We start from the raw sequence: 19,395 nt of genomic DNA on the forward strand, positions 1-19,395 counted from the left end.
GCCGAGGCGGGGCCGAGGTCCGACGCCGAACAACAGACCCGCATCGACCTGGCCGCCGCCTATCGCCTCGCGGCGCTCAACGGCTGGGACGACCTGGTTTACACGCATATCTCAGCCAGTGTTCCCGGTGAACCCGGCCACTTCCTGATCAATCCGTTCGGTCTCGCGTTCGACGAAGTGTGCGCGTCGAACTTGGTGAAGATCGATATCGAAGGCAACATCGTCGGCGCGAGCGAGCATCCGGTCAACGCGACCGGTTTCGCGCTGCACGCCGCTGTGCATGTGGCACGCCCCGATGCCTTCTGCGTGATGCATTTGCACAATACGGCGGGCGTGGCGGTTTCCGCTCAACCGGCCGGCTTGCTGCCGGCGTCGCAACATGCGCTGCGCTTTTACGGCCACCTTGCGTATCACGATTACGAAGGCCTCGCCTTTACGCCAACCGAGGGCGAACGCCTCGTCGCGCATCTCGGCGGCAAACCGGCCATGCTGTTGCGCAACCATGGCACGCTGACTGCCGGCCGCACCGTCGCCGAAGCTTATGTGCTCATGGCGACGCTGATCAAGGCCTGCGAAATCCAGTTGCAGGCGCAAGCATGTGGCAGCGAACTCGTCGTGCCAGGCAATGCAATTGCCGAACGCACAGCGGATCAGTTGTACGACGGTGGTGCAATCGAAGGCGCGCTGGAATGGCCCGCGTTGCTACGCAAGCTCGACCGGCTCGATCGCACGTACCGCAATTAAATTTACTTCTCAACGTCACCCATCACGGAGTCACGCAATGCCCACGTTTCATATCGAACTCTTCGAAGGCCGCTCGCTGGAACAGAAACGCCAGTTCGTCGAAGCCATCACCAAGGCGACCTGCGAATCGCTCGGCGTCGAACCGAATTCGGTGGACATTATCCTCACCGACGTCAAACGCGAAAACTGGGCAACGGGTGGGCGATTGTGGTCTGAAGCACAGGCTTGAACGCCGACGCGCGCGATGCAAGGCTGCGCATCGCCAAAAATACTGCGCGCATTGCGCGCGCAGCCGGTACTTCTGAGCGACGCGTGTCTGACACGCGTCGCTGTGACAGCATCGACAGACGCCGCCACTCCGCTACACAATCAGAACTTGTGGATGATGCCCACACCCGCAGCAAACTGGCTGCGTGACGAAGACGGCGCGCCGTTCTGGCCGTCGCCGATATCGGCCGTCGCGTTGATGATGCTCGTGCCGTTCGTTCCCAAGGTCTGACCGCCCGCACGTTGATATGCCTCGAGCGCATACAGACCCGTACGCTTGGAGAGGCTGTAGTACTGCGAGAGATTGAACTGCTGGTAACGAGCCGAGCTCGAGATGCCATTCGACTGCGTCGCGCGCGTGTAGCTATAACCAGCAGCCAGATCCAGTGCGGTCAGCGGCTTGAAGTGCAGCACTGCGCCAGCCGTGTTGAAGATCGCCTGGTTGCGGAACTTCGAGTTCACACCCGGGATGTATTGCACGTTCGAGTACGAGAACGAGACATCCCATTGCGACGTGAACGCGTAGCCGCCCGTCACCGCAACACGCTGCTGCGCCTGCGCCGTCTGGTAGCCGTTGTTGATACCCGACACAGCCGTCTGCGCGCCGGCATTCGAGGTCGTGGAATCAGCACCCCACGCACCGCCGCCAGGCGTCGAGTTATTGATGCGCTGGTAGCCCGCTGCGATGCCGAACGGACCGTTCAGATACTGAACCGCCGCGCTATACGTCGAACCGGCATTGGTGCTGCCAGCCACGCCGCCCAGCGAATACGAACCGCTCACCGTCAGACCGTACATGCTCGGCGACGTATACACCAGCGAGTTATTCGCCCGGTACAGCGTATCCAGCGAATCGATATCGCCCGGGTGCGCGCCGTATGCGCCCGTGAGCCACGTGGTCGGGCTATAGGGCGACAGCAGCGTGTAGTACGACGTGTACTGGCGGCCTGCGGTCAGCGAGCCGTAGGAGGCATTGGCCACGCCGACATACGCCTGGCGGTTGAACGCCAGACCGGAGACAGACTGCGCGCCGGTTGCACTGTTAAAGCCCTCTTCCAACTGGAAGATCGCCTTCGTGCCACCGCCCAGGTCCTCGGCGCCCTTCAGGCCGAAGCGGCTGCCCGCCCAGATGCCGTTGACCATCTTGACGACCGAGCGACCGCCGGTCGTCGAACCGAGTGACGTCGAACTGCTTTGATAACCGATCCCCGTATCGACGATACCGTACAACGTCACGCTGGTCTGAGCGTGCGCGCCGAGGGCGACCAACCCAAGGGCCGAGGTTGCTAGTGCCTTTTTCATTTCTGCTCCTCTGTAAAAAATTTATCTTTGTGTCTGGCAATGCCTCACCGGCGCCGCCTCTTGATCAAGCGTTCAAAACACCGGGTGACCGTTAATCAGGCTCGGCAACCACGTCGAAAACATCGGTACATACGTCACAATGTTGATCGCGCTGAAGATAGCCAGGTAATAAGGCCACGCCACCTTGGTAGTTTCACCTATCGACACATTGCCAATCGCGCAACCGATGAACTGCACTGAACCGATCGGCGGATGCACGAGGCCCAATGCGCAATTCAGCAAAATCATGATCCCGAACTGCACCGGGCCAACGCCCGCGTGCATCGCCATCGGCAGGAACAATGGCGTCGTGATCAGGATGTGCGCGGCCATGTCGACGAACGTGCCGAGGAAGATCTGAAGGATGTTGATGTAAAGCAGCATCAACCAGGCGTGACTCGTTGCGCCGTCGAGCATGTGTTCGATTGCGTCGGGAATCTCCAGATAGGCCATCTGGTAGCGCAGCATGTTCGACACACCGATCAGCAGCAGCACCACGCCGGTGGTTTTAGCCGCCTTGGACAGCGCATGAGAGAGCTTCTTCATCGTCATCGTGCGATAGACGACGATGGTCAACACCAGCGAATAAGCTACGGCAATAGCTGCCGCTTCCGTCGCTGTGGCAATACCTCTTGCCACGCAGACCAGAATGATGGCGATCACCATCAAGCCGGGCAATGCGCCGAGGAACGTACGGGCCACCGCGAACCAGCCGGGAAAGCGCTGCAATTCGGTCGAGCCGTCAGGGCGGCGCGGATAGCCGTACTTCACCGCCTGCCAGTACGCAGCGATGAGCACGAAACCCATCACCCACAGAACCGGCAACAGACCCGAAAACAACAGATCGCCGATCGACACACCGCTCAACTGCTGGCCGTTCAACGTCCCGGTAATGCCTTGGGCCGCGAACGCATAGATGATCATGTTCGTCGACGTAGGCATCAGCGCGCCCGCCAGCGACGAATGAGTCGTCACGTTGACCGCATAGGCCGCGCTGTAGCCTTCGCGCTTCATCAGCGGAATGACGACGCCGCCCATCGCGGAAGTGTCTGCCGTCGGCGAACCGGACACGCCGCCGAACAACGTACACGCGACCACGTTAGCCATGCCGAGCCCACCGCGGAAATGGCCCACCGTGGCCTGCGCGAAACGCAGGATGCGGTCGGCGATACCGCCGTGCAGCATCAACTCGCCGGAGAAAATGAAGAACGGGACTGCGAGGAACGAAAACGCGTTCATTCCAGAAATCATCGACTGCATGGCGGTGGCCGCCGGCAAGCCTTCATACAGATACGTCAGGACGCACGAGAGCCCCAGCGCAAACGAAACCGGAACCCCGAATACGAGGAAAACGAGGAAACTAATTGAGAGGATGGCAAGTTCCATGATTCTTCTATTTTTGTTTCTGTGCGAAAAGCCCCAGCAGGTTCTCGAACGAGAACAGAGCGATGCAGGCGCTAGCAATGATCGGAATCAGATAACGAAGCGCTTCCGGAAGGCCCAGGATCGGGATCCTGTCATCCATCGTCGTCTCCGCCATCTGCCAGCAACCGAAGAAAATCGCCACTGCCAGCACGATCAGGCAGAAATGCTGGAACGCATGGGCGGCAACTTGACCTTTCGGCGGCAGTTTCTTGACTAGCGAGTCAAGCCCGATATGGCCGCCTTCGCGAACTTTGAGCGCGGCGCCGAACATGGCGATCACAATCACCAGCAAGAGGGCAATGGGCTCGACGAAATCCGGTGCGTCGCTGAAGACATAGCGCATCACGACGCTATAAATTACCAACAGGCACAGCGTGGCAAGACTCGCCGACGCCACGACCACCAGCACACGGAAGAGAAAATCATTTGGGCGCTTCATGAATCTCATTGACCCCATCCTTGCCTACAACGGACTTATATTTAGTCTTCAGGAATCCTGCTAACCAGCATCGGCTCAGGAAACCGCGCGACGGGAAAAACCTCCAGCGCTTGCTGCCAGGTTTTTCGCCACCGCGTTACTTCCGAACTTATTTGACTGCCTGGATTTCGTCGACGAGCTGCTTCATTTGCGGCGTCTTCTCGTACTTCGCCCAGACCGGCTGCATCGCCTTCACGAAAGCAGCACGGTCGATCTGCGACGCTGTGACGATCGTCGCACCGCCCTTCGTGACTGTCTTTGCCGCGTCGGCTTCGCGCGCGGTCCACAGCTTCTCGTAGTAAGGCACCGAGTCAGCCGCAGCCTTCTTGATGATGTCCTGCTCCTGCGGCGTCAGCGTGTCCCACACCTTCTTGGAGAACACCAGGACTTCCGGCGTCATCGAATGCTGGGTTTCGGAATAAACCTGTGCGACTTCGAAGTGCTTGGTCTCTTCGTACGACGGCAGGTTGTTTTCCGCGCCATCCACGAGACCCGTCTTCAGGCCCGTATAGACTTCAGCGAACGGCATCGGCGTCGGCGTGCCGCCCATCGCCTTGATTTCGTCAACCATCAGATCCGAAGGCTGCACGCGCACCTTGAGACCCTTCATATCGGCGGGCGAATGGATCGCTTTCTTCGCGTACATCGAGCGCGCGCCGCTCTCATAGAACGTCAGCGCGATCATGCCCTTCGCCTTGAAGGCGTCGAGGATCTTCTGGCCTTCCGGGCCGTACATTACTTTGCGGAAATGGTCGATGTCGCGAAACAGGAACGGTAGCGACGGAATCATCGATTCAGGCACGATCTCGTTGAACGCTGCACCGTTGGCGCGCGCCATGTCCAGCGCGCCGATGCGCACCTGATCGATCGTGTCGTTTTCGGAACCCAGCGCGCTGTTGCCGAAGACCTTCACGGAATCCTTGCCACCGGTTGCCTTGTTGATTTCTTCACCCATGTATTTCACGGCCATATTGGTCGGATAGGTGTCGCCATGCACGTCCGACACACGGAACACGCGGGCGTGTGCCGATACGGTGCTGAACGCCAGCACGGAGGCCGCGACAATCATCGAAACACGGGAAGAGGCAAACTTCTTGTTCATCGTGACATTCCTTGAAAAATAGATCATCCAATCGATTGCGGGGGGCCGCCTGCGGATGACCGTTTACGGATGCGACTTGGTTTTGGTGCGTCTCCCGGCTCCGCGCGCGCCGCCCCTCTCGGGTAGCGAGCGCTTCGCCGTGCTGGCCTGTTTGACGTCCCCGGCACAGATGCTCAGCACTCCTGTCAGACAACTCGACTTCTTTCCTTCGACTGCATCGGCATGAATCCCGCGTGAAGTTGGCCACACGCGCAGAGAACGCTGCCCTCTTTGTCCGGCGGCCCAAAAACTATCTCGAAAGCAATTTGTTTGGGCTCATATGTTGTACGACGACATATGAAGTCTATAAAACGTGGTATGAGTTGTACAGCCGGTATTTACCCGCACGGCGACGGGTTGGACGTAAGAGGTTCCGGAATGGTTTCCGGCGTTATAACCAAGCCAGAAGCGGAAGTTAGCGAAATCCCCACGTCGTGGATTTATGTTTTTCGTGGCGAGGGAGATGACCCGAAAGTGGCATTTCCGCCACTATGTTGTACGACGAGTGATGAATAAAAGGCGGTGACTGTTAGGCGTCGTCGTACTAATACCTCGACGCCCGTCTCATGCACCGCGCTTTTTCAGAGTTTGCCCGCGTATTCAGGCTCGGACAGGCCGGTCACACCAGGGCGAACGGCAAAGAGATGGCCGTCATGCTCGCTCGCGCCACTCGGGGGACGAATCGACGTCACGAACAACGTATCCAGATTGCGGCCGCCGAATGCGCACATTGCCGGCTTCACGGCTGGCACGGCAATCTGGCGGTCGAGCTTGCCTTGCGGCGTAAAGCGCAGCAACAGGCCCGCGTCGTTCGCGCAGATCCAGTAGCAGCCATCGGCATCCACGGCGGCGCCGTCCGGCCGACCGGCATAGTGATGCAGATCGGCGAATACACGCCGGTTACGCGGCTCGCCCGCCTGGATGTCGTAATCGAATGCCCAGATTTGCCGGCGCAGAGGATGCGAGTCCGACAGATACATCGTAGTCCCATCGGGCGACCACGCCAGGCCGTTTTGCGTGATCAACGCATCGACGACCGGCTCCGACAACACGCCGCGCTCATCGAAGCGATACAGCGCACCCGCGGGATTGGCGGCCGCCATGTCCTGCACCATCGTGCCGGACCAGAAGCGCCCTTGCCGATCGCAACGGCCATCGTTGAAGCGCATATCGTCGGATGCGAAGACCGGCGCGGCGAGCTTTCTGCCCGTCACCATCATCGGTTCGCCGCGGGATGCACCTTCAGCCAGCGTCACCGCGAAGAGTCCCGTCTCACAGCCCGCCAGCACTGTGCCGTGTTGATCGAAAGCAATGCACGCCACCTTCTCCGGCAATTGCCACTCGGAGCGCTCCCCCGAATCGAGCCGTAGCCGCACGATCTTTTGCGCAGGAATATCTACCCAATAGAGCGCCTGTTCCGCTGCGCGCCATACCGGACTCTCGCCGACCGACGCGGGCACCTGCCCTGCGCTCTCAACGCGCTCCACCCGCGGGTTCGCCACGGCGCTCACCGCTTCGGTTCCATTGGACCGGCCAGCACGAACGGGCCGCCCTGGAAATGCTGCGTCGGATCGTCCAACTCGGCCGTGGGTGCTGTGACCGGGAAGAGATGCTCGAATTCGATGGAACTGTCTTGCGGGCGAAAGCCAAGGAACGCCGCCTTGGTGTTATCTACCCACTTGGTCCGGTTATCCGACACGCCATAAACGATCGCGTGCCCGACCCGGTTGGTGAACAGCGAGCAGCGCACCAGTTCGATAAAGTCGCGGAAGCTCAGATAGGTGACGAGCATGCGCGGATTCTTCGGCTGCTCGAACGACGAACCGATCCGAAGGCACACCGTCTCGAGGCCGAAACGGTCGAAGTAATAGCGCGACAGCGATTCGCCGAAGCATTTCGTCACGCCATACAGGCTGTCGGGACGCAGCGGCGCGTCGATATCGAGCACCGACGTCGTCGGATGAAAACCCACGGCATGATTCGAGCTCGCGTACACGATGCGCTTCACGCCCTGCTTCTGCGCAGCCGAATAGAGGTTGTACAGGCCGCGGATATTCGCTTCGAGCAGATCTTCGAACGGCGCCTCGACGGAAATGCCGCCCAGATGAACGACCGCATCCACGCCTTCGAGCAGCGCGTGAACAGCGGCTTCATCTGCGAGATCCACGATCGATGCTTCTTCGTGCGCCGCCAATTCGCCCAGCGGCGCGATATCGGTGACGCGCACCACTTCGGCCCACGCGGCGAGCGCACCGCGCAACTGCTGGCCGAGGTTGCCGGCTGCGCCGGTGAGCAGAAGACGGCGGAACGGTTTCTGCGCCGCCGGGCGGTCGAGGCTCGAGTCAGTCATGTCTCAGTCTTTTCGTGATTGCGTCGTGATTGCGTCGTGATTGCGTCGTGATTGCGATCGGTGCTATCAGGTCACCGGCGCCGGATTGAACAGCGTCAACGCGTTGTGGAGTTTGAGCTTCTCCGCGCAAGTCTCTTTACGTCCGCTTGCAACGTCGAGCATCAGGCGGAACAGTTCCCAACCCACGTCTTCGATCGTCGCCGCGCCGGTTGCAATGGTACCGGCATTGATATCCATCAGATCATGCCAGCGACGCGCGAGATCGGAGCGTGTCGCGACCTTGATGACGGGCACTTCCGCGAGACTGTACGGCGTGCCGCGGCCGGTCGTAAACACATGCAGGTTGATGCCCGCCGCGACTTGCAGCGTGCCGCAGATGAAATCGCTGGCCGGCGTGGCCGCGTAAATCAAGCCTTTCTGCTTGACCTTTTCACCGGGCGACAACACGCCGGAGATGGCCGAGTTGCCCGACTTGATGATCGAACCCATCGCCTTTTCAACGATGTTCGACAAGCCGCCCTTCTTGTTGCCCGGCGTGGTGTTGGCACTGCGGTCCGCGCCGCCGCGCTTCAGATAATCGTCGTACCACTGCATCTCGCGGATGATCGCAGCAGCCACGTCCGCGTTGGCCGCGCGCGCCGTCAGTTGATCGACGCCGTCGCGCACTTCGGTGACTTCGGAGAACATCACCGTCGCACCGGCGCGCACCAGCAGATCGGTGGCAAAGCCCACCGCGGGATTCGCGGTCAGTCCGGAAAACGCGTCGCTGCCGCCGCATTGCACGCCGATCACCAGATCGGAGGCCGGGCAGGTCTCGCGGCGGCGATTGTTCAGCCGCTTCAGATGGCCGTCGGCCATTCTCATGATCGACTCGATCATCGACTGGAAGCCGACGTGCGCTTCGTCCTGAAGCACCACCACGTCGCCGTTCAGATCGGCCTCGACGTCGCCGATGTCAGCCACTTCGGCGACATTCGCAGCAGCGGCGATGGGAATCGTGCCCGGCGGCATCAGGCGTTCCGGCTGCAGCTTCTCGCAACCGAGGCTGACCATCATCACTTCGCCGCCAAAATTCGGATTCAGACTGATGTTGCGCACGGTGCGGATCGGCACCATCGCGTCCGGCGCGTCGATCGCGACGCCGCAACCATAGGTGTGCCCGAGGCTCACTACATCGTCGACATTGGGGTAGTGCGGCAGCAACTCGGCCTTGATGCGCGTGACCGCATGCTGAACCACGTCGGCGACGCACTGCACCGTGGTCGTGATCGCCAGAATGTTGCGCGAGCCGACCGAGCCGTCGGCATTGCGATAGCCCTCGAACGTGAAGCCTTCCAGCGGCGGCATGTCCGGCGCCTTGATGGTGGCGATCGGCAGATCTTCCAGCCCGGGCGGACTCGGCATGCGAATCACGTGTTCGTTGATCCAGCTGCCCTTCGGCAAGGCCTTGAGCGCATAACCGATCACCACGTTATAGCGGATGACCTCGTCGCCTTCCGCGAGATCGGCCAGCGCGACTTTATGCCCTTGCGGAACACGCTCACGCAGCGCAAGACCATCGGGAAATACGGCGCCCTCACCCAGACCGCCGTCGTTGACGACGATCGCGACATTGTCATTGGGGTGAACGCGGATGTAGAGCGGGGTTTGTTCCATTGCATCGATCCTTATGGCGGTTTCACGCCTACTGCGCCAACCATTCATACGTCATCCTACAACACAGAAGATTAAGCAGACGTTCCGTATTTACCCTATGACGTGCATTATGCCGTGAAAACACCGTTGAGTTCGTCGATTTGTTGTTGTACGATGACGTATAAGAAATCTCCATTTCTACATACCACCCCTATTCGACGCCCTGGATATTCATCATGACGACACCGCAGGAACTCAAGCAGATCGTTTCCGAAGGCCTTCTGTCCTTCCCTGTTACCGACTTCGACGAACAAGGCGAATTCCGTGCCGATACGTATGCCGAGCGCCTGGAATGGCTCGCTCCCTACGGTGCTTCGGCACTGTTCGTCGCCGGCGGCACGGGTGAATTCTTCTCGCTCACGCATAACGACTACTCGAACGTCGTGCGCACGGCAACTGAAGTCTGCAAAGGCAAGGTGCCGATTCTCGCCGGCGCGGGCGGCCCGACCCGTGTGGCGATCGCGTACGCGCAGGAAGCCGAACGTCACGGCGCGAACGGCATTCTGTTGATGCCCCACTACCTGACCGAAGCCTGCCAGGAAGGCATCGCGGCGCACGCGGAAGAAGTCTGCAAGTCCGTGCCGAACATGGGCGTGATCATCTACAACCGCGCCAACTCCAAGCTTAACGCCGACATGCTCGAAGGGCTGGCCGAGCGCTGCCCCAACCTGATCGGCTTCAAGGACGGCGTGGGCGAGATCGAGAACATGGTGTCGATCCGCCGGCGTCTCGGCGACCGCTTCTCGTACCTCGGCGGCCTGCCGACCGCTGAAGTTTACGCCGCCGCCTACAAGGCGCTGGGCGTGCCGGTGTACTCGTCGGCGGTGTTCAACTTCATTCCGAAGACCGCGATGGACTTCTACCGCGCGATTGCCGCGGACGACCAGGCGACTGTCGGCAAGTTGCTCGACGAATTCTTCCTGCCGTATCTGGCGATCCGCAACCGCCGCCAGGGTTACGCGGTCAGCATCGTGAAGGCCGGCGCGAAGCTGGTCGGCCACAGCGCGGGTCCGGTGCGCGCACCGCTGACCGATCTGACTGAAGAAGAAATGGCGCAACTCGACGTGCTGATCAAGAAGCTCGGCGCGCAGTAAGACGGTACGGCGCGAGGCCCGGCGAACCTGGGTCGCGCGCACGGCACTGCAAGGAGCGCCCGGGACGGCAACGTCGCCGGGCGCTTTTTTGCTGATAAAAATTCAGGAGATGACGATGGAAATGAGCCGCACCGCGAGCCCCGCCCACGTCGCAAAGCGCACCAAAGTCCGCTACGCGATTCTGTTGCTGATCTTTCTGATCACGACATTCAATTACGCGGACCGCGCCACGCTCTCGGTAACCGGATCCGCGATGCGCGCCGAGTTCGGCTTCGACGCGATCAGGATGGGCTACATCTTCTCCGCGTTCAGCTGGGCTTACGTTCTGTCGCAATTGCCGGCGGGCTGGCTGCTCGACCGTTTCGGCGCGCGCCGTGTCTACGCGGCGAGTATTTTCCTGTGGTCGCTATTTACGCTGCTGCAAAGTTCGATCGGTCTGTTGGGCAGCGCGGCGGCTGCCGTCACCGCGCTGTTCGTGCTGCGCTTTGCAATGGGCGCGGCCGAATCGCCTGCGTTTCCAGCCAACGCCAAGGTTGTGGCGAGCTGGTTTCCCACCAATGAACGCGGCACGGCGTCCGCCATTTTCAATTCTGCTCAATACTTCGCGGCAGTCATTTTCACGCCGCTGATGGCATGGCTGACCCACGCGTTCAGCTGGCACACGGTCTACCTCGTGATGGGCTTGGCCGGACTTTTTCTCGCCCTCACCTGGCTGAAGGTGATGAAGAACCCCGCCGACCACCCGCGTGTCTCGCGCACCGAACTCGATTACATCGAACAGGGCGGCGGCGTGGTGAACGGGCACAAGAAAGCAGCCCGGGCTGAGGACATCGCCAGCACCGGCGGCTGGTCGCTGGTGCGTCAACTGCTGACCAACCGCATGCTGCTCGGCGTCTATCTCGCCCAGTACTGCATCAACGTGCTGACGTACTTCTTCCTCACCTGGTTTCCGATCTACCTCGTGCAGGCGCGCGGCATGACGATTCTGCATGCGGGTCTGGTGGCGTCGCTGCCCGCGATCTGCGGATTCTCCGGTGGCGTGCTCGGCGGCATTCTGTCCGACGGACTGATCCGGCGCGGACATTCGCTCACGGTCGCGCGCAAGGTGCCGATTGTCGGCGGCATGCTGCTGTCGGCGTGCATCATCGGCTGCAACTACGTTTCGACCGACTGGATCGTCGTCGCGCTCATGTCGCTCGCATTCTTCGGCAAAGGCATCGGGGCGCTGGGCTGGGCCGTCGTGGCGGATACGTCGCCGAAAGAGGCCCTCGGTTTGTCAGGCGCCATCTTCAATATGTTCGGCAACGTTGCCGGCATCGTGACGCCCATCGTGATCGGCTACGTCGTCGCGAAGACCGGGTCGTTCAACGGCGCGCTGGTTTTCGTGGGCCTGAATGCCTTGCTGACGGTGTTCAGCTACCTCGTGATCGTGAAAGACATCAAACGGGTCGAATTGCGCCAGGGCTAGCTGCCAGGCGGTTATCGTACTTCCCGGGGCGCCTGCAAAAACAACGTGACCGCTCTGCCAGGCGCCTTAAGCCGGGCATCGACGCCAAGTTTGACGTCGATGCCGAAAATGATCCGGCGTTTATATAATCAGTCGTCAGACGACGGTATAATGGATCGCAGGAAGTATCTGCAACTATCTGATTCAAGGGGCGTTTTCGATGGCTACACCACTGGCATCCGCGGTACCGCCACGACGCGCGCGCAATCTTGCCGAGTTTGTCGTCAGCTACGTCACCGAGCAAATTGCGTCTAACGCGTTGAAGCCCGGCGACAAACTGCCAACCGAATCGCAATTGATGGTCACGCTGAGCGTGAGCCGCACCGTCATCCGCGAAGCAATTTCACGCTTGCAGGCGGGCAAGGTCATCGAGACACGTCACGGCATCGGCAGCTTTGTGCTGGAACCGCAGCGCGAAAAGCTGGGCATCGACATGGTGCCCGCCACCACCTTGCGCGACGTGCTGTCGATCCTGGAACTGCGCATCAGCCTCGAAACGGAATGCGCGGGTCTGGCGGCTCAACGGGCCAAGCCGGACGATCTCGCGCGCATGCGCACCGCACTCGATGCGATCGAAGCCACCCGCCACAACGGGCTGGATAGCGTCGACGCCGACCTGCAGTTCCACATCTCCGTGGCGCGAGCAACCGGCAACCGGTATTTCGTCGACATCCTGACGCAGATGGGCAGCGCGCTGATTCCGCGCAACCGGCTCGATTCGGCGGGGATCGCGCGAGCTGAGCCCGACGCATATCTGTCGCTCGTCAATCTGGAGCACGAAAGTATTCTCGAGGCGATCACGCGGCACGATGCCGAAGGCGCGCGCGCGGCAATGCGCATGCACCTGTCCAATAGCCGCGAGCGGCTCAGGCGTGCGAACGAAGCCGCGGAAGCAAATAGCTGATTCTTGCGCTGACGCTGAGCAAGCGCTGATTCGTCGCGCGTGAGATAAAAAAATGGCCGGGATATCCCGGCCATTTTTTTATCTCACGCGGCGCCCACTTCGGCGCCGCTCACGCTTCGCTTAGCTGCGCGTGATCTCGCCATCACGACGGCGCCACAAGTCCAGCGGATTGCCGTCGGCCAGCGACTCGGGCAGCAGGTCGGCCGGGAAATCCTGATAGCACACCGGACGCAGGAAGCGCTCGATCGACGTCGTGCCCACTGACGTTGCGCGGCTATCGGAGGTGGCCGGGAAGGGCCCGCCGTGCACCATCGCGTGTGAAACCTCGACACCCGTCGGGAAACCGTTGATCAGAATCCGTCCGGCCTTGCGTTCGAGAATCGGCACCAGCTTCTTCGCGGCAGGCAGATCAGCGCTGTCCATCTGCACCGTGGCAGTCAGTTGACCGGCAAAGTGCTCGGCCACCGCGAGCATCTCCTGCTCATCCTTGCAACGCACGATCGTCGACGCAGGTCCGAAAACCTCGTCCTCCAGTGCCGGCGTGGACAGGAAGGTCAGCGCATCGGTCACGAACAAGGCCGCGCGAGCCTGCGTCGGGCCCGTTGCGTCAACGCCTTGCGCAACCGTTTCGACGCCTCTCGTCGCAGCCAGTTTGCCTTCGCCGTCTTCATAGGCCGCGTGGATGCCGGCTGTCAGCATGGTCTGGGCCGACTTGCCGCTCAGTGCTTCGGAGGCCGTTGCAACGAAGCCTTTGAGTGCGTCGCTGTCGACGGCGATCGCGAGCCCCGGGTTGGTACAGAACTGCCCCGCGCCGAGCACCAGCGAATCGACGAAGCCGCGCGCGATGGTCTCACCGCGTTGCGACAGCGCATTCGACAGGAGGAACACCGGATTGATGCTGCTCATTTCCGCGTAGACCGGAATCGGCTCGGACCGCGCCGCCGCGACGCGCATCAGCGACGTGCCGCCTGCGCGCGAACCCGTGAACCCCACCGCCTTGATCGCCGGATGCGCGACCAGCGCTTCACCGACGGAATTACCGGCGCCGACGATCATCGAGAAGACGCCTTCCGGCAAATCCATTTCCTGCGCGACCTGTTGAATCACACGGCCGACCATCTCCGAGGTGCCCAGGTGCGCGCGATGCGCCTTCACCACCACCGGGCAGCCCGCCGCGAGCGCCGCAGCAGTATCACCGCCCGCCACCGAAAACGCGAGCGGGAAGTTGCTGGCACCGAAAACGGCGACCGGGCCCAACGGAATCTTTTGCATGCGCAGGTCGGAGCGCGGCAGAGGCTTGCGCTCAGGCAACGGCGAATCGAGCGTCGCGGCGAGCCATTGGCCGGCGCGTACGACCTGGGCGAACAGTTTGAGCTGGCCTGTCGTGCGGCCGCGCTCGCCTTCGAGACGCGCCTTCGGCAGGCCCGACTCTTCGTGCGCGCGCTGGATCAGCGCGTCACCGAGCGCCGTGATGCCGTCTGCGATACGCTCGAGAAACTCGGCGCGCACCGTGAGCGGCAGATGCCGGTACGGGTCGAACGCTTTCTGCGCGAGTTCGCAGGCAAGCTCGACATTCGCAACCGAGCCGCTGCCGAACACCGGCTCGGCGATGTCGGCCCCCGCGGCGGGATTGAACGCTCGCAAAGGTTTTTCCTCGCCGCGCACTGCTTTGCGACCAATCAGCATTTCGCCGGTAATAGACATTTCGCTTTCCTTGGATGGACATCTTAGATATAGGTCATCCTACAACATAGATGAGCCTGCGCGCAACCCGAAACCCCCGCTCCACGAGGAATTCGGGTTTACGTGGCCGTTACAGACGGACGGCCCAATGCTAATCTGCATTAAGACATACGACGACCTATAACATGCGATTCACAGGCGTCGGAGCTTACCCGGTAAATTGCAGTTCGAGGAGACACCCCATGACAGCAGCCACGCCCTACCAGCCCTTACCCAATAGCTTTCGCCGCGCCGTCTGCGGCGGCGAAACCCTGATCGGCTGCTGGGCTTCGCTTGCCAGCCCGATTGTCACTGAACTGCTCGGCATCGTCGGCTTCGACTGGATGCTGCTGGATGCCGAACACGCACCGAACGACGTGCTGACACTGATCCCCCAATTGATGGCGCTCAAGGACAGCCCGAGCGCGCCTGTGGTGCGGCCGCCGGCCAACGATAGCGTGTTCATCAAACGGCTTCTGGATAGCGGCTTCTCGAATTTTCTGGTGCCGTTCATCGAGAGCGCCGAAGACGCGGCCCACGCCGTCGCCGCGACGCGCTACCCGCCGCAGGGCATCCGTGGCGTGTCGGTGAGCCACCGGGGCAATCGCTATGCTACGGTAGCCAATTACTTCGACATCGCCAACGACAACGTCTGCGTCATCGTTCAGATCGAAAGCCGCAAGGCGGTCGACAACATTGACGAGATTCTTGCCGTGGACGGTGTCGACGCCGTGTTCGTCGGACCGTCCGATCTCGCGGCCGCCTACGGCCACATCGGCAACCCGAACCATCCCGACGTGCAACAGGCGATTCTTCGCATTTTCGAGCGCGCGCAGGCCGCCGGCAAGCCGAGCGGCATTCTCGCCCCCGTACAGGCCGACGCGGAGCGCTACATCTCGATGGGTTGCCGCGTCGTCGCGGTCTGTGCTGATATGGGGCTGCTGAAAGCCGCCGCACAAACGGTTCAAAAACACTTCATGCAGAAATAAGCGGGCTGGAAGTAGAGACGGCCGCTATGACATCTCCGGAGAATTCCATGCAAAAAGCAGGCTTTATTGGACTCGGCATCATGGGCAAGCCCATGGCCGCCAACCTTCTTAAGAACGGCGTGCCCCTTGCCGCGTTTACGCGCAGCGGCGTGCCCGACGATCTCACCCAGGCCGGCGCTGTCGCGTGTGACAGCCCGGCCGCCGTGGCCGCGCACGCCGACGTGATCTTCGTCATGGTGCCGGACACACCGGACGTCGAACGCGTGCTGTTTGGCGAAAAAGGCCTCGCCGAGGCTTTGCGTCCGGGACAAACCGTGGTCGACATGAGCTCGATTTCGCCGATGGCCACGCGCGAGTTCGCGGCCCGCGTGCGTGAACGCGGCGCGGACTATCTCGATGCGCCGGTTTCAGGTGGCGAGGTCGGCGCCAAGGCTGGTTCGCTGACCATCATGGTGGGCGGCGAAACAGCAACCTTCGATAGCGTCAAGCCGCTCTTCGACATGATGGGCAAGAATGTCACGCTGATCGGCGCTGTCGGCGCGGGTCAGGTGTGCAAGGTCGCCAATCAGGTGATCGTCGCCGCGACGATCGAGGCTGTCGGCGAAGCGTTGCTGCTCGCCTCCAAAGCCGGCGTCGATCCTGCGCGCGTGCGCGAAGCATTGATGGGCGGCTTTGCGTCCTCGCGCATTCTCGAAGTGCACGGTGAACGGATGACGAAGCGCACCTTCGATCCCGGCTTTCGTATCGAGCTTCACCAGAAGGATCTGAATCTCGCGCTCTCGACGGCCCAGGCACTTGGCGTGTCCTTGCCCAATACGGCCACCTGCCAGCAGCTCTTCAACGCCTGCGTGGCACAGGGCGGCAAAGCATGGGATCACTCCGCCATGGTGCGCGCGCTCGAAATACTCGCCAATCACGAAATCGGCCAGCAGGTCAGCTAAACCCGCAGGCCCTACTTCAGACGCCGCTCCACCTGCTCTATTACAGATAGAGAAGCTGGAGCGGCGCATTTACGCGTTCGCGGCCTGAGCGAGCCAGTCTCGACGACAAAGGCCTTGGCCGACGCACACGCCCAGTCGGTCCAATGAGTTCCGCACTCAAGCACGAGTAGACTTGATGCGCGTGCGCGATTGGAACTGCCGCGCGAGCGTAGCGGAGTCACCCCTCCCTGCCCGATCCATTTTTAGCGACGCACGTCCCATGCCAAACGCCAACCGTTCCGTGCTTTCCGTTGCTGTGCCGGTTGAATCCGGCGTGGCCCGCATATACGATGCCCCGGATCTCGCGGACGCGTACGCCGTCCGCTTGCCGGACAACGCGATCGACGACCCGGAATTGCTCGCGCGCTTTCTGTTCGCGCATCAGGCGGGATGGATCGCGAAACTGCTGGGGCTGCGTGATGCGTTGGTCGCCCGCTTCGGGCTCAAGACGTCGAAGCAGTTGCGCATGGCGAATCCACCCGGCTCAAGGGATCGGGTCGACATCTTCCGAATCTACGCGCGCAGCGCACGCGAGATCATTCTCGGCGAGAACGACAGCCATCTGGACTTCCGGCTCTCGGTGTTGCAGCAAACGCGCGATACGCACGAGGGCAGCGCGCGCTATCTGACTCTGTCCACCGTCGTGCACTGTCACAATGGGCTTGGGCGTTTTTATATCCTCGCCATCGCTCCGTTCCACCGGTTGGTGGTTCGCTCGACGTTGCGCCGAGCGGCGCGCATCGGCTGGCCAACTGCCTGAGCGGCGGCCGCCGTACGCGGGTATGGGTGTGCGGCCAGCGCGGGACAATTGCCCCTAGCCAGCCGCACTTGTTATGTCCGCGCACTACGAGCCGATAAATTCCAGTAGATCGGCATTCACCTTGTCCGCCTCGACGGTGCACATACCGTGCTGGCCGCCCGGATAGACCTTGAGTGTGGCGTTCTTCACGATCTTCGCCGTCTTGCGGCCTGCGGCGTCGATCGGCACGATCTGGTCGTCGTCGCCATGCAGCACCAGAGTCGGCACGTCGATCTTCTTCAGATCTTCCGTGTAGTCGACTTCGGAGAACTGCTTGATGCAGTCGTAAAGCCCCTTGATCGAGCCGACCATGCCTTGTGCCCAGAACGAATCGATCACGCCTTGCGACACCTTCGCGTTCGGACGGTTGTAGCCGTAGAAAGGCAGCGCCAGATCCTTGAAAAACTGCGAACGATCGTCGACCACGCCCTTGCGGATGCCATCGAACACATCGATCGGCGTGCCTTCCGGGTTGCCTTCCGTCTTGAGCATCAGCGGCGGCACCGCACCGATCAGCACGGCCTTCGCCACGCGTTTCGTCCCGTGCCGGCCGATGTAGTGCGCGACTTCACCGCCGCCGGTCGAATGGCCGACCAGGGTGGCGTCCTGCAGGTCGAGGTGCTCGATCAGCGCAGCGAGATCGTCGGCATAGGTATCCATGTCGTTGCCATCCCACGTCTGCGCCGAACGGCCGTGGCTGCGCCGGTCGTGCGCGATCACGCGAAAGCCTTTGCTGCCGAGGAACAGCATCTGCGCATCCCAGGCGTCCGCGGACAACGGCCAGCCATGCGAGAAGACAACCGGGCGGCCTTTGCCCCAATCCTTGTAGAAAATCTCCGTACCGTCTTTCGTGGTGATCGTGCTCATCTGCTGACTCCTTAGATGAAGTCGGTCGTCGCCGACAGGTGGATGAAGCGTGTTCTCTCAGACCATTGGAGCAGCACGGGTCGTGCCGCCCGACGAAATCCGCTAACAGCGAATTCAAAGCATAGGCAATTGCAACAGAGGAAGAAAACGACCGGTCGATGCACGGTGCGACGCTTGCTCAAAGCATGACACGGTCTGCAACATGCCTTTATGACGGACTAGCTGACCGGCTAATAGAAAGTCGGCGCGAACGGAGTTATTGTCGGTTGATGACGAGTGGACCTTGATTCGCTACTCCCATTCAGCCAGCCAATGTAAAAGGAGACCGCCACCGTGCCGCGCCCGATATCGCGTCCCGCACGACTCAACCCAGCCGAACAGCCAGTTGCGCCAACGCCGTCGTAACCGCTCATCGCGGTCCTGCCTTCGCCCTTCCGATCGTTCGCTTCCCTTCCGGGCAACGCCTCCGGTTTTTGCTGATTGACAGCAATAACTGGCGAGGTCGTTTGCTTGCGCGTTGATAACATATTTGTTACCACGAATTCCAATGACATTTTAGATCGGTTTCTACAATGAAAAGGTCAAAGTGAACGTTGCCTCCTTGCCGAAAACGCTGCTCGCGCGCTTCATCGCGCTGACCGATCGCATGGAGGAATACGGTCCGAATCTCGGCGAACCTCACACTGCTTCGTGAAGAAGTCGCAACAAACGCCGCGCAATGAACTGGACGTGGCGCGCAAAAGATTGCTGGAGATCAGAAATGGCGACTTATAAGGCAATGCGCGAACGGGCGCTCGCCGACCCGGAAGTACGCACCGAATACGAGCGGTTGAACCGCGAAGAATTCGCGCTGCTCGATCAGATGCTCGCCGCGCGCCGCGAAGCCGGTTTGACCCAGGCGCAAATCGCCGAACGCATGGGCACGAAAGCGCCGGCCATCACCCGGCTTGAACGGGCGCTCGCTTCGGGGCAGCACTCGCCTTCTATCGATACATTGCGCCGATACGCGGCCGCGTGTGGCAAGCAACTGTTTATTTCGATCGCATAGCCTGCGTGCCCGTGGCTTTGAGCGCTCACGGGGCTGCCTCTTGC

18 protein-coding genes are annotated in these 19,395 nt (G+C 61.1%); 9 read left to right on the forward strand and 9 right to left on the reverse strand.

Features of this window, described 5'->3' with window-relative positions; genetic code table 11:
• Positions 1–744 (forward strand): class II aldolase/adducin family protein (locus VFE81_RS25040; protein ID WP_325047155.1); only part of this gene is annotated, 744 nt, incomplete at its 5' end.
• Positions 626–973: a 4-oxalocrotonate tautomerase gene (locus tag VFE81_RS25045; protein WP_325047156.1), complete on the forward strand. Its 348-nt coding sequence runs from the start codon at positions 626–628 to the stop codon at positions 971–973. The genes VFE81_RS25040 and VFE81_RS25045, both read left to right, overlap by 119 nt.
• A 140-nt stretch (positions 974–1,113) precedes the next feature.
• Here VFE81_RS25045 and VFE81_RS25050 read toward each other — a convergent pair whose 3' ends face one another.
• From VFE81_RS25050 to garD, 7 genes are all read right to left on the reverse strand, one after another.
• Positions 1,114–2,313: a porin gene (locus tag VFE81_RS25050; protein ID WP_325047157.1), complete on the reverse strand. Its 1,200-nt coding sequence runs from the start codon at positions 2,311–2,313 to the stop codon at positions 1,114–1,116.
• 72 nt (positions 2,314–2,385) lie between these two features.
• Positions 2,386–3,738 carry a TRAP transporter large permease gene (locus VFE81_RS25055; protein ID WP_325047158.1) on the reverse strand — a complete coding sequence of 451 codons (1,353 nt, stop codon included), beginning with the start codon at positions 3,736–3,738 and terminating at the stop codon, positions 2,386–2,388.
• A gap of 7 nt (positions 3,739–3,745) precedes the next feature.
• Positions 3,746–4,225 carry a TRAP transporter small permease gene (locus tag VFE81_RS25060; RefSeq protein WP_325047159.1) on the reverse strand — a complete coding sequence of 160 codons (480 nt, stop codon included), beginning with the start codon at positions 4,223–4,225 and terminating at the stop codon, positions 3,746–3,748.
• A 139-nt stretch (positions 4,226–4,364) separates the two neighbouring features.
• Positions 4,365–5,357, reverse strand: a complete 993-nt coding sequence (locus VFE81_RS25065) for a TRAP transporter substrate-binding protein (RefSeq protein ID WP_325047160.1) — start codon at positions 5,355–5,357, stop codon at positions 4,365–4,367.
• Between the two features lie 620 nt (positions 5,358–5,977).
• Positions 5,978–6,907 (reverse strand): SMP-30/gluconolactonase/LRE family protein, encoded by a 930-nt coding sequence (locus VFE81_RS25070; RefSeq protein WP_325047161.1) that lies wholly within the window; start codon positions 6,905–6,907, stop codon positions 5,978–5,980.
• On the reverse strand, positions 6,904–7,746 hold the full coding sequence (locus VFE81_RS25075) for an NAD(P)-dependent oxidoreductase (RefSeq protein WP_325047162.1): 843 nt from the start codon (positions 7,744–7,746) through the stop codon (positions 6,904–6,906). The genes VFE81_RS25070 and VFE81_RS25075 overlap by 4 nt, the downstream gene beginning before the upstream one ends.
• Before the next feature lie 66 nt (positions 7,747–7,812).
• Positions 7,813–9,402: a galactarate dehydratase gene (gene garD, locus VFE81_RS25080; protein ID WP_325047163.1), complete on the reverse strand. Its 1,590-nt coding sequence runs from the start codon at positions 9,400–9,402 to the stop codon at positions 7,813–7,815.
• 215 nt (positions 9,403–9,617) lie between these two features.
• Here garD and kdgD point away from each other — a divergent pair, with 215 nt between their 5' ends.
• The 3 genes from kdgD (at position 9,618) to VFE81_RS25095 (ending at position 12,946) form a co-directional block, all read left to right on the forward strand.
• Positions 9,618–10,535, forward strand: a complete 918-nt coding sequence (gene kdgD / locus VFE81_RS25085) for a 5-dehydro-4-deoxyglucarate dehydratase (protein WP_325047164.1) — start codon at positions 9,618–9,620, stop codon at positions 10,533–10,535.
• A 115-nt stretch (positions 10,536–10,650) separates the two neighbouring features.
• Entirely contained in the window at positions 10,651–12,003 is a 1,353-nt protein-coding gene (locus tag VFE81_RS25090; protein ID WP_325047165.1) for an MFS transporter, read from the forward strand.
• A gap of 199 nt (positions 12,004–12,202) precedes the next feature.
• A complete protein-coding gene (locus VFE81_RS25095) occupies positions 12,203–12,946 on the forward strand; it encodes a FadR/GntR family transcriptional regulator (protein WP_325047166.1) in 744 nt (247 codons plus the stop codon).
• A gap of 120 nt (positions 12,947–13,066) precedes the next feature.
• Here VFE81_RS25095 and VFE81_RS25100 read toward each other — a convergent pair whose 3' ends face one another.
• On the reverse strand, positions 13,067–14,650 hold the full coding sequence (locus VFE81_RS25100) for an aldehyde dehydrogenase (NADP(+)) (RefSeq protein WP_325047167.1): 1,584 nt from the start codon (positions 14,648–14,650) through the stop codon (positions 13,067–13,069).
• Positions 14,651–14,871: 221 nt separating this feature from the next.
• Here VFE81_RS25100 and garL point away from each other — a divergent pair, with 221 nt between their 5' ends.
• The 3 genes from garL to VFE81_RS25115 all read left to right on the forward strand — a co-directional run bounded on the left by garL (position 14,872) and on the right by VFE81_RS25115 (position 17,397).
• The gene (garL, locus tag VFE81_RS25105) at positions 14,872–15,657 is read left to right on the forward strand and encodes a 2-dehydro-3-deoxyglucarate aldolase (protein ID WP_325047168.1); all 786 of its coding nucleotides are present in this window, start codon (positions 14,872–14,874) and stop codon (positions 15,655–15,657) included.
• Between the two features lie 26 nt (positions 15,658–15,683).
• Complete coding sequence (locus VFE81_RS25110; protein WP_325047169.1) at positions 15,684–16,598, forward strand: 2-hydroxy-3-oxopropionate reductase; 915 nt, start codon at positions 15,684–15,686, stop codon at positions 16,596–16,598.
• Positions 16,599–16,857: 259 nt separating this feature from the next.
• A complete protein-coding gene (locus VFE81_RS25115) occupies positions 16,858–17,397 on the forward strand; it encodes a DUF2867 domain-containing protein (protein WP_325047170.1) in 540 nt (179 codons plus the stop codon).
• A gap of 84 nt (positions 17,398–17,481) precedes the next feature.
• Here VFE81_RS25115 and VFE81_RS25120 read toward each other — a convergent pair whose 3' ends face one another.
• Positions 17,482–18,303 carry an alpha/beta hydrolase gene (locus VFE81_RS25120; protein WP_325047171.1) on the reverse strand — a complete coding sequence of 274 codons (822 nt, stop codon included), beginning with the start codon at positions 18,301–18,303 and terminating at the stop codon, positions 17,482–17,484.
• Positions 18,304–19,063: 760 nt separating this feature from the next.
• On the opposite strand from VFE81_RS25120, the gene VFE81_RS25125 reads away from it, so the two are divergent.
• Entirely contained in the window at positions 19,064–19,351 is a 288-nt protein-coding gene (locus VFE81_RS25125; protein ID WP_325047172.1) for a helix-turn-helix transcriptional regulator, read from the forward strand.
• The last annotated feature ends 44 nt before the right edge of the window (positions 19,352–19,395 follow it).

The organism is Paraburkholderia sp. (assembly GCF_035656215.1).
Lineage (GTDB): Bacteria > Pseudomonadota > Gammaproteobacteria > Burkholderiales > Burkholderiaceae > Paraburkholderia.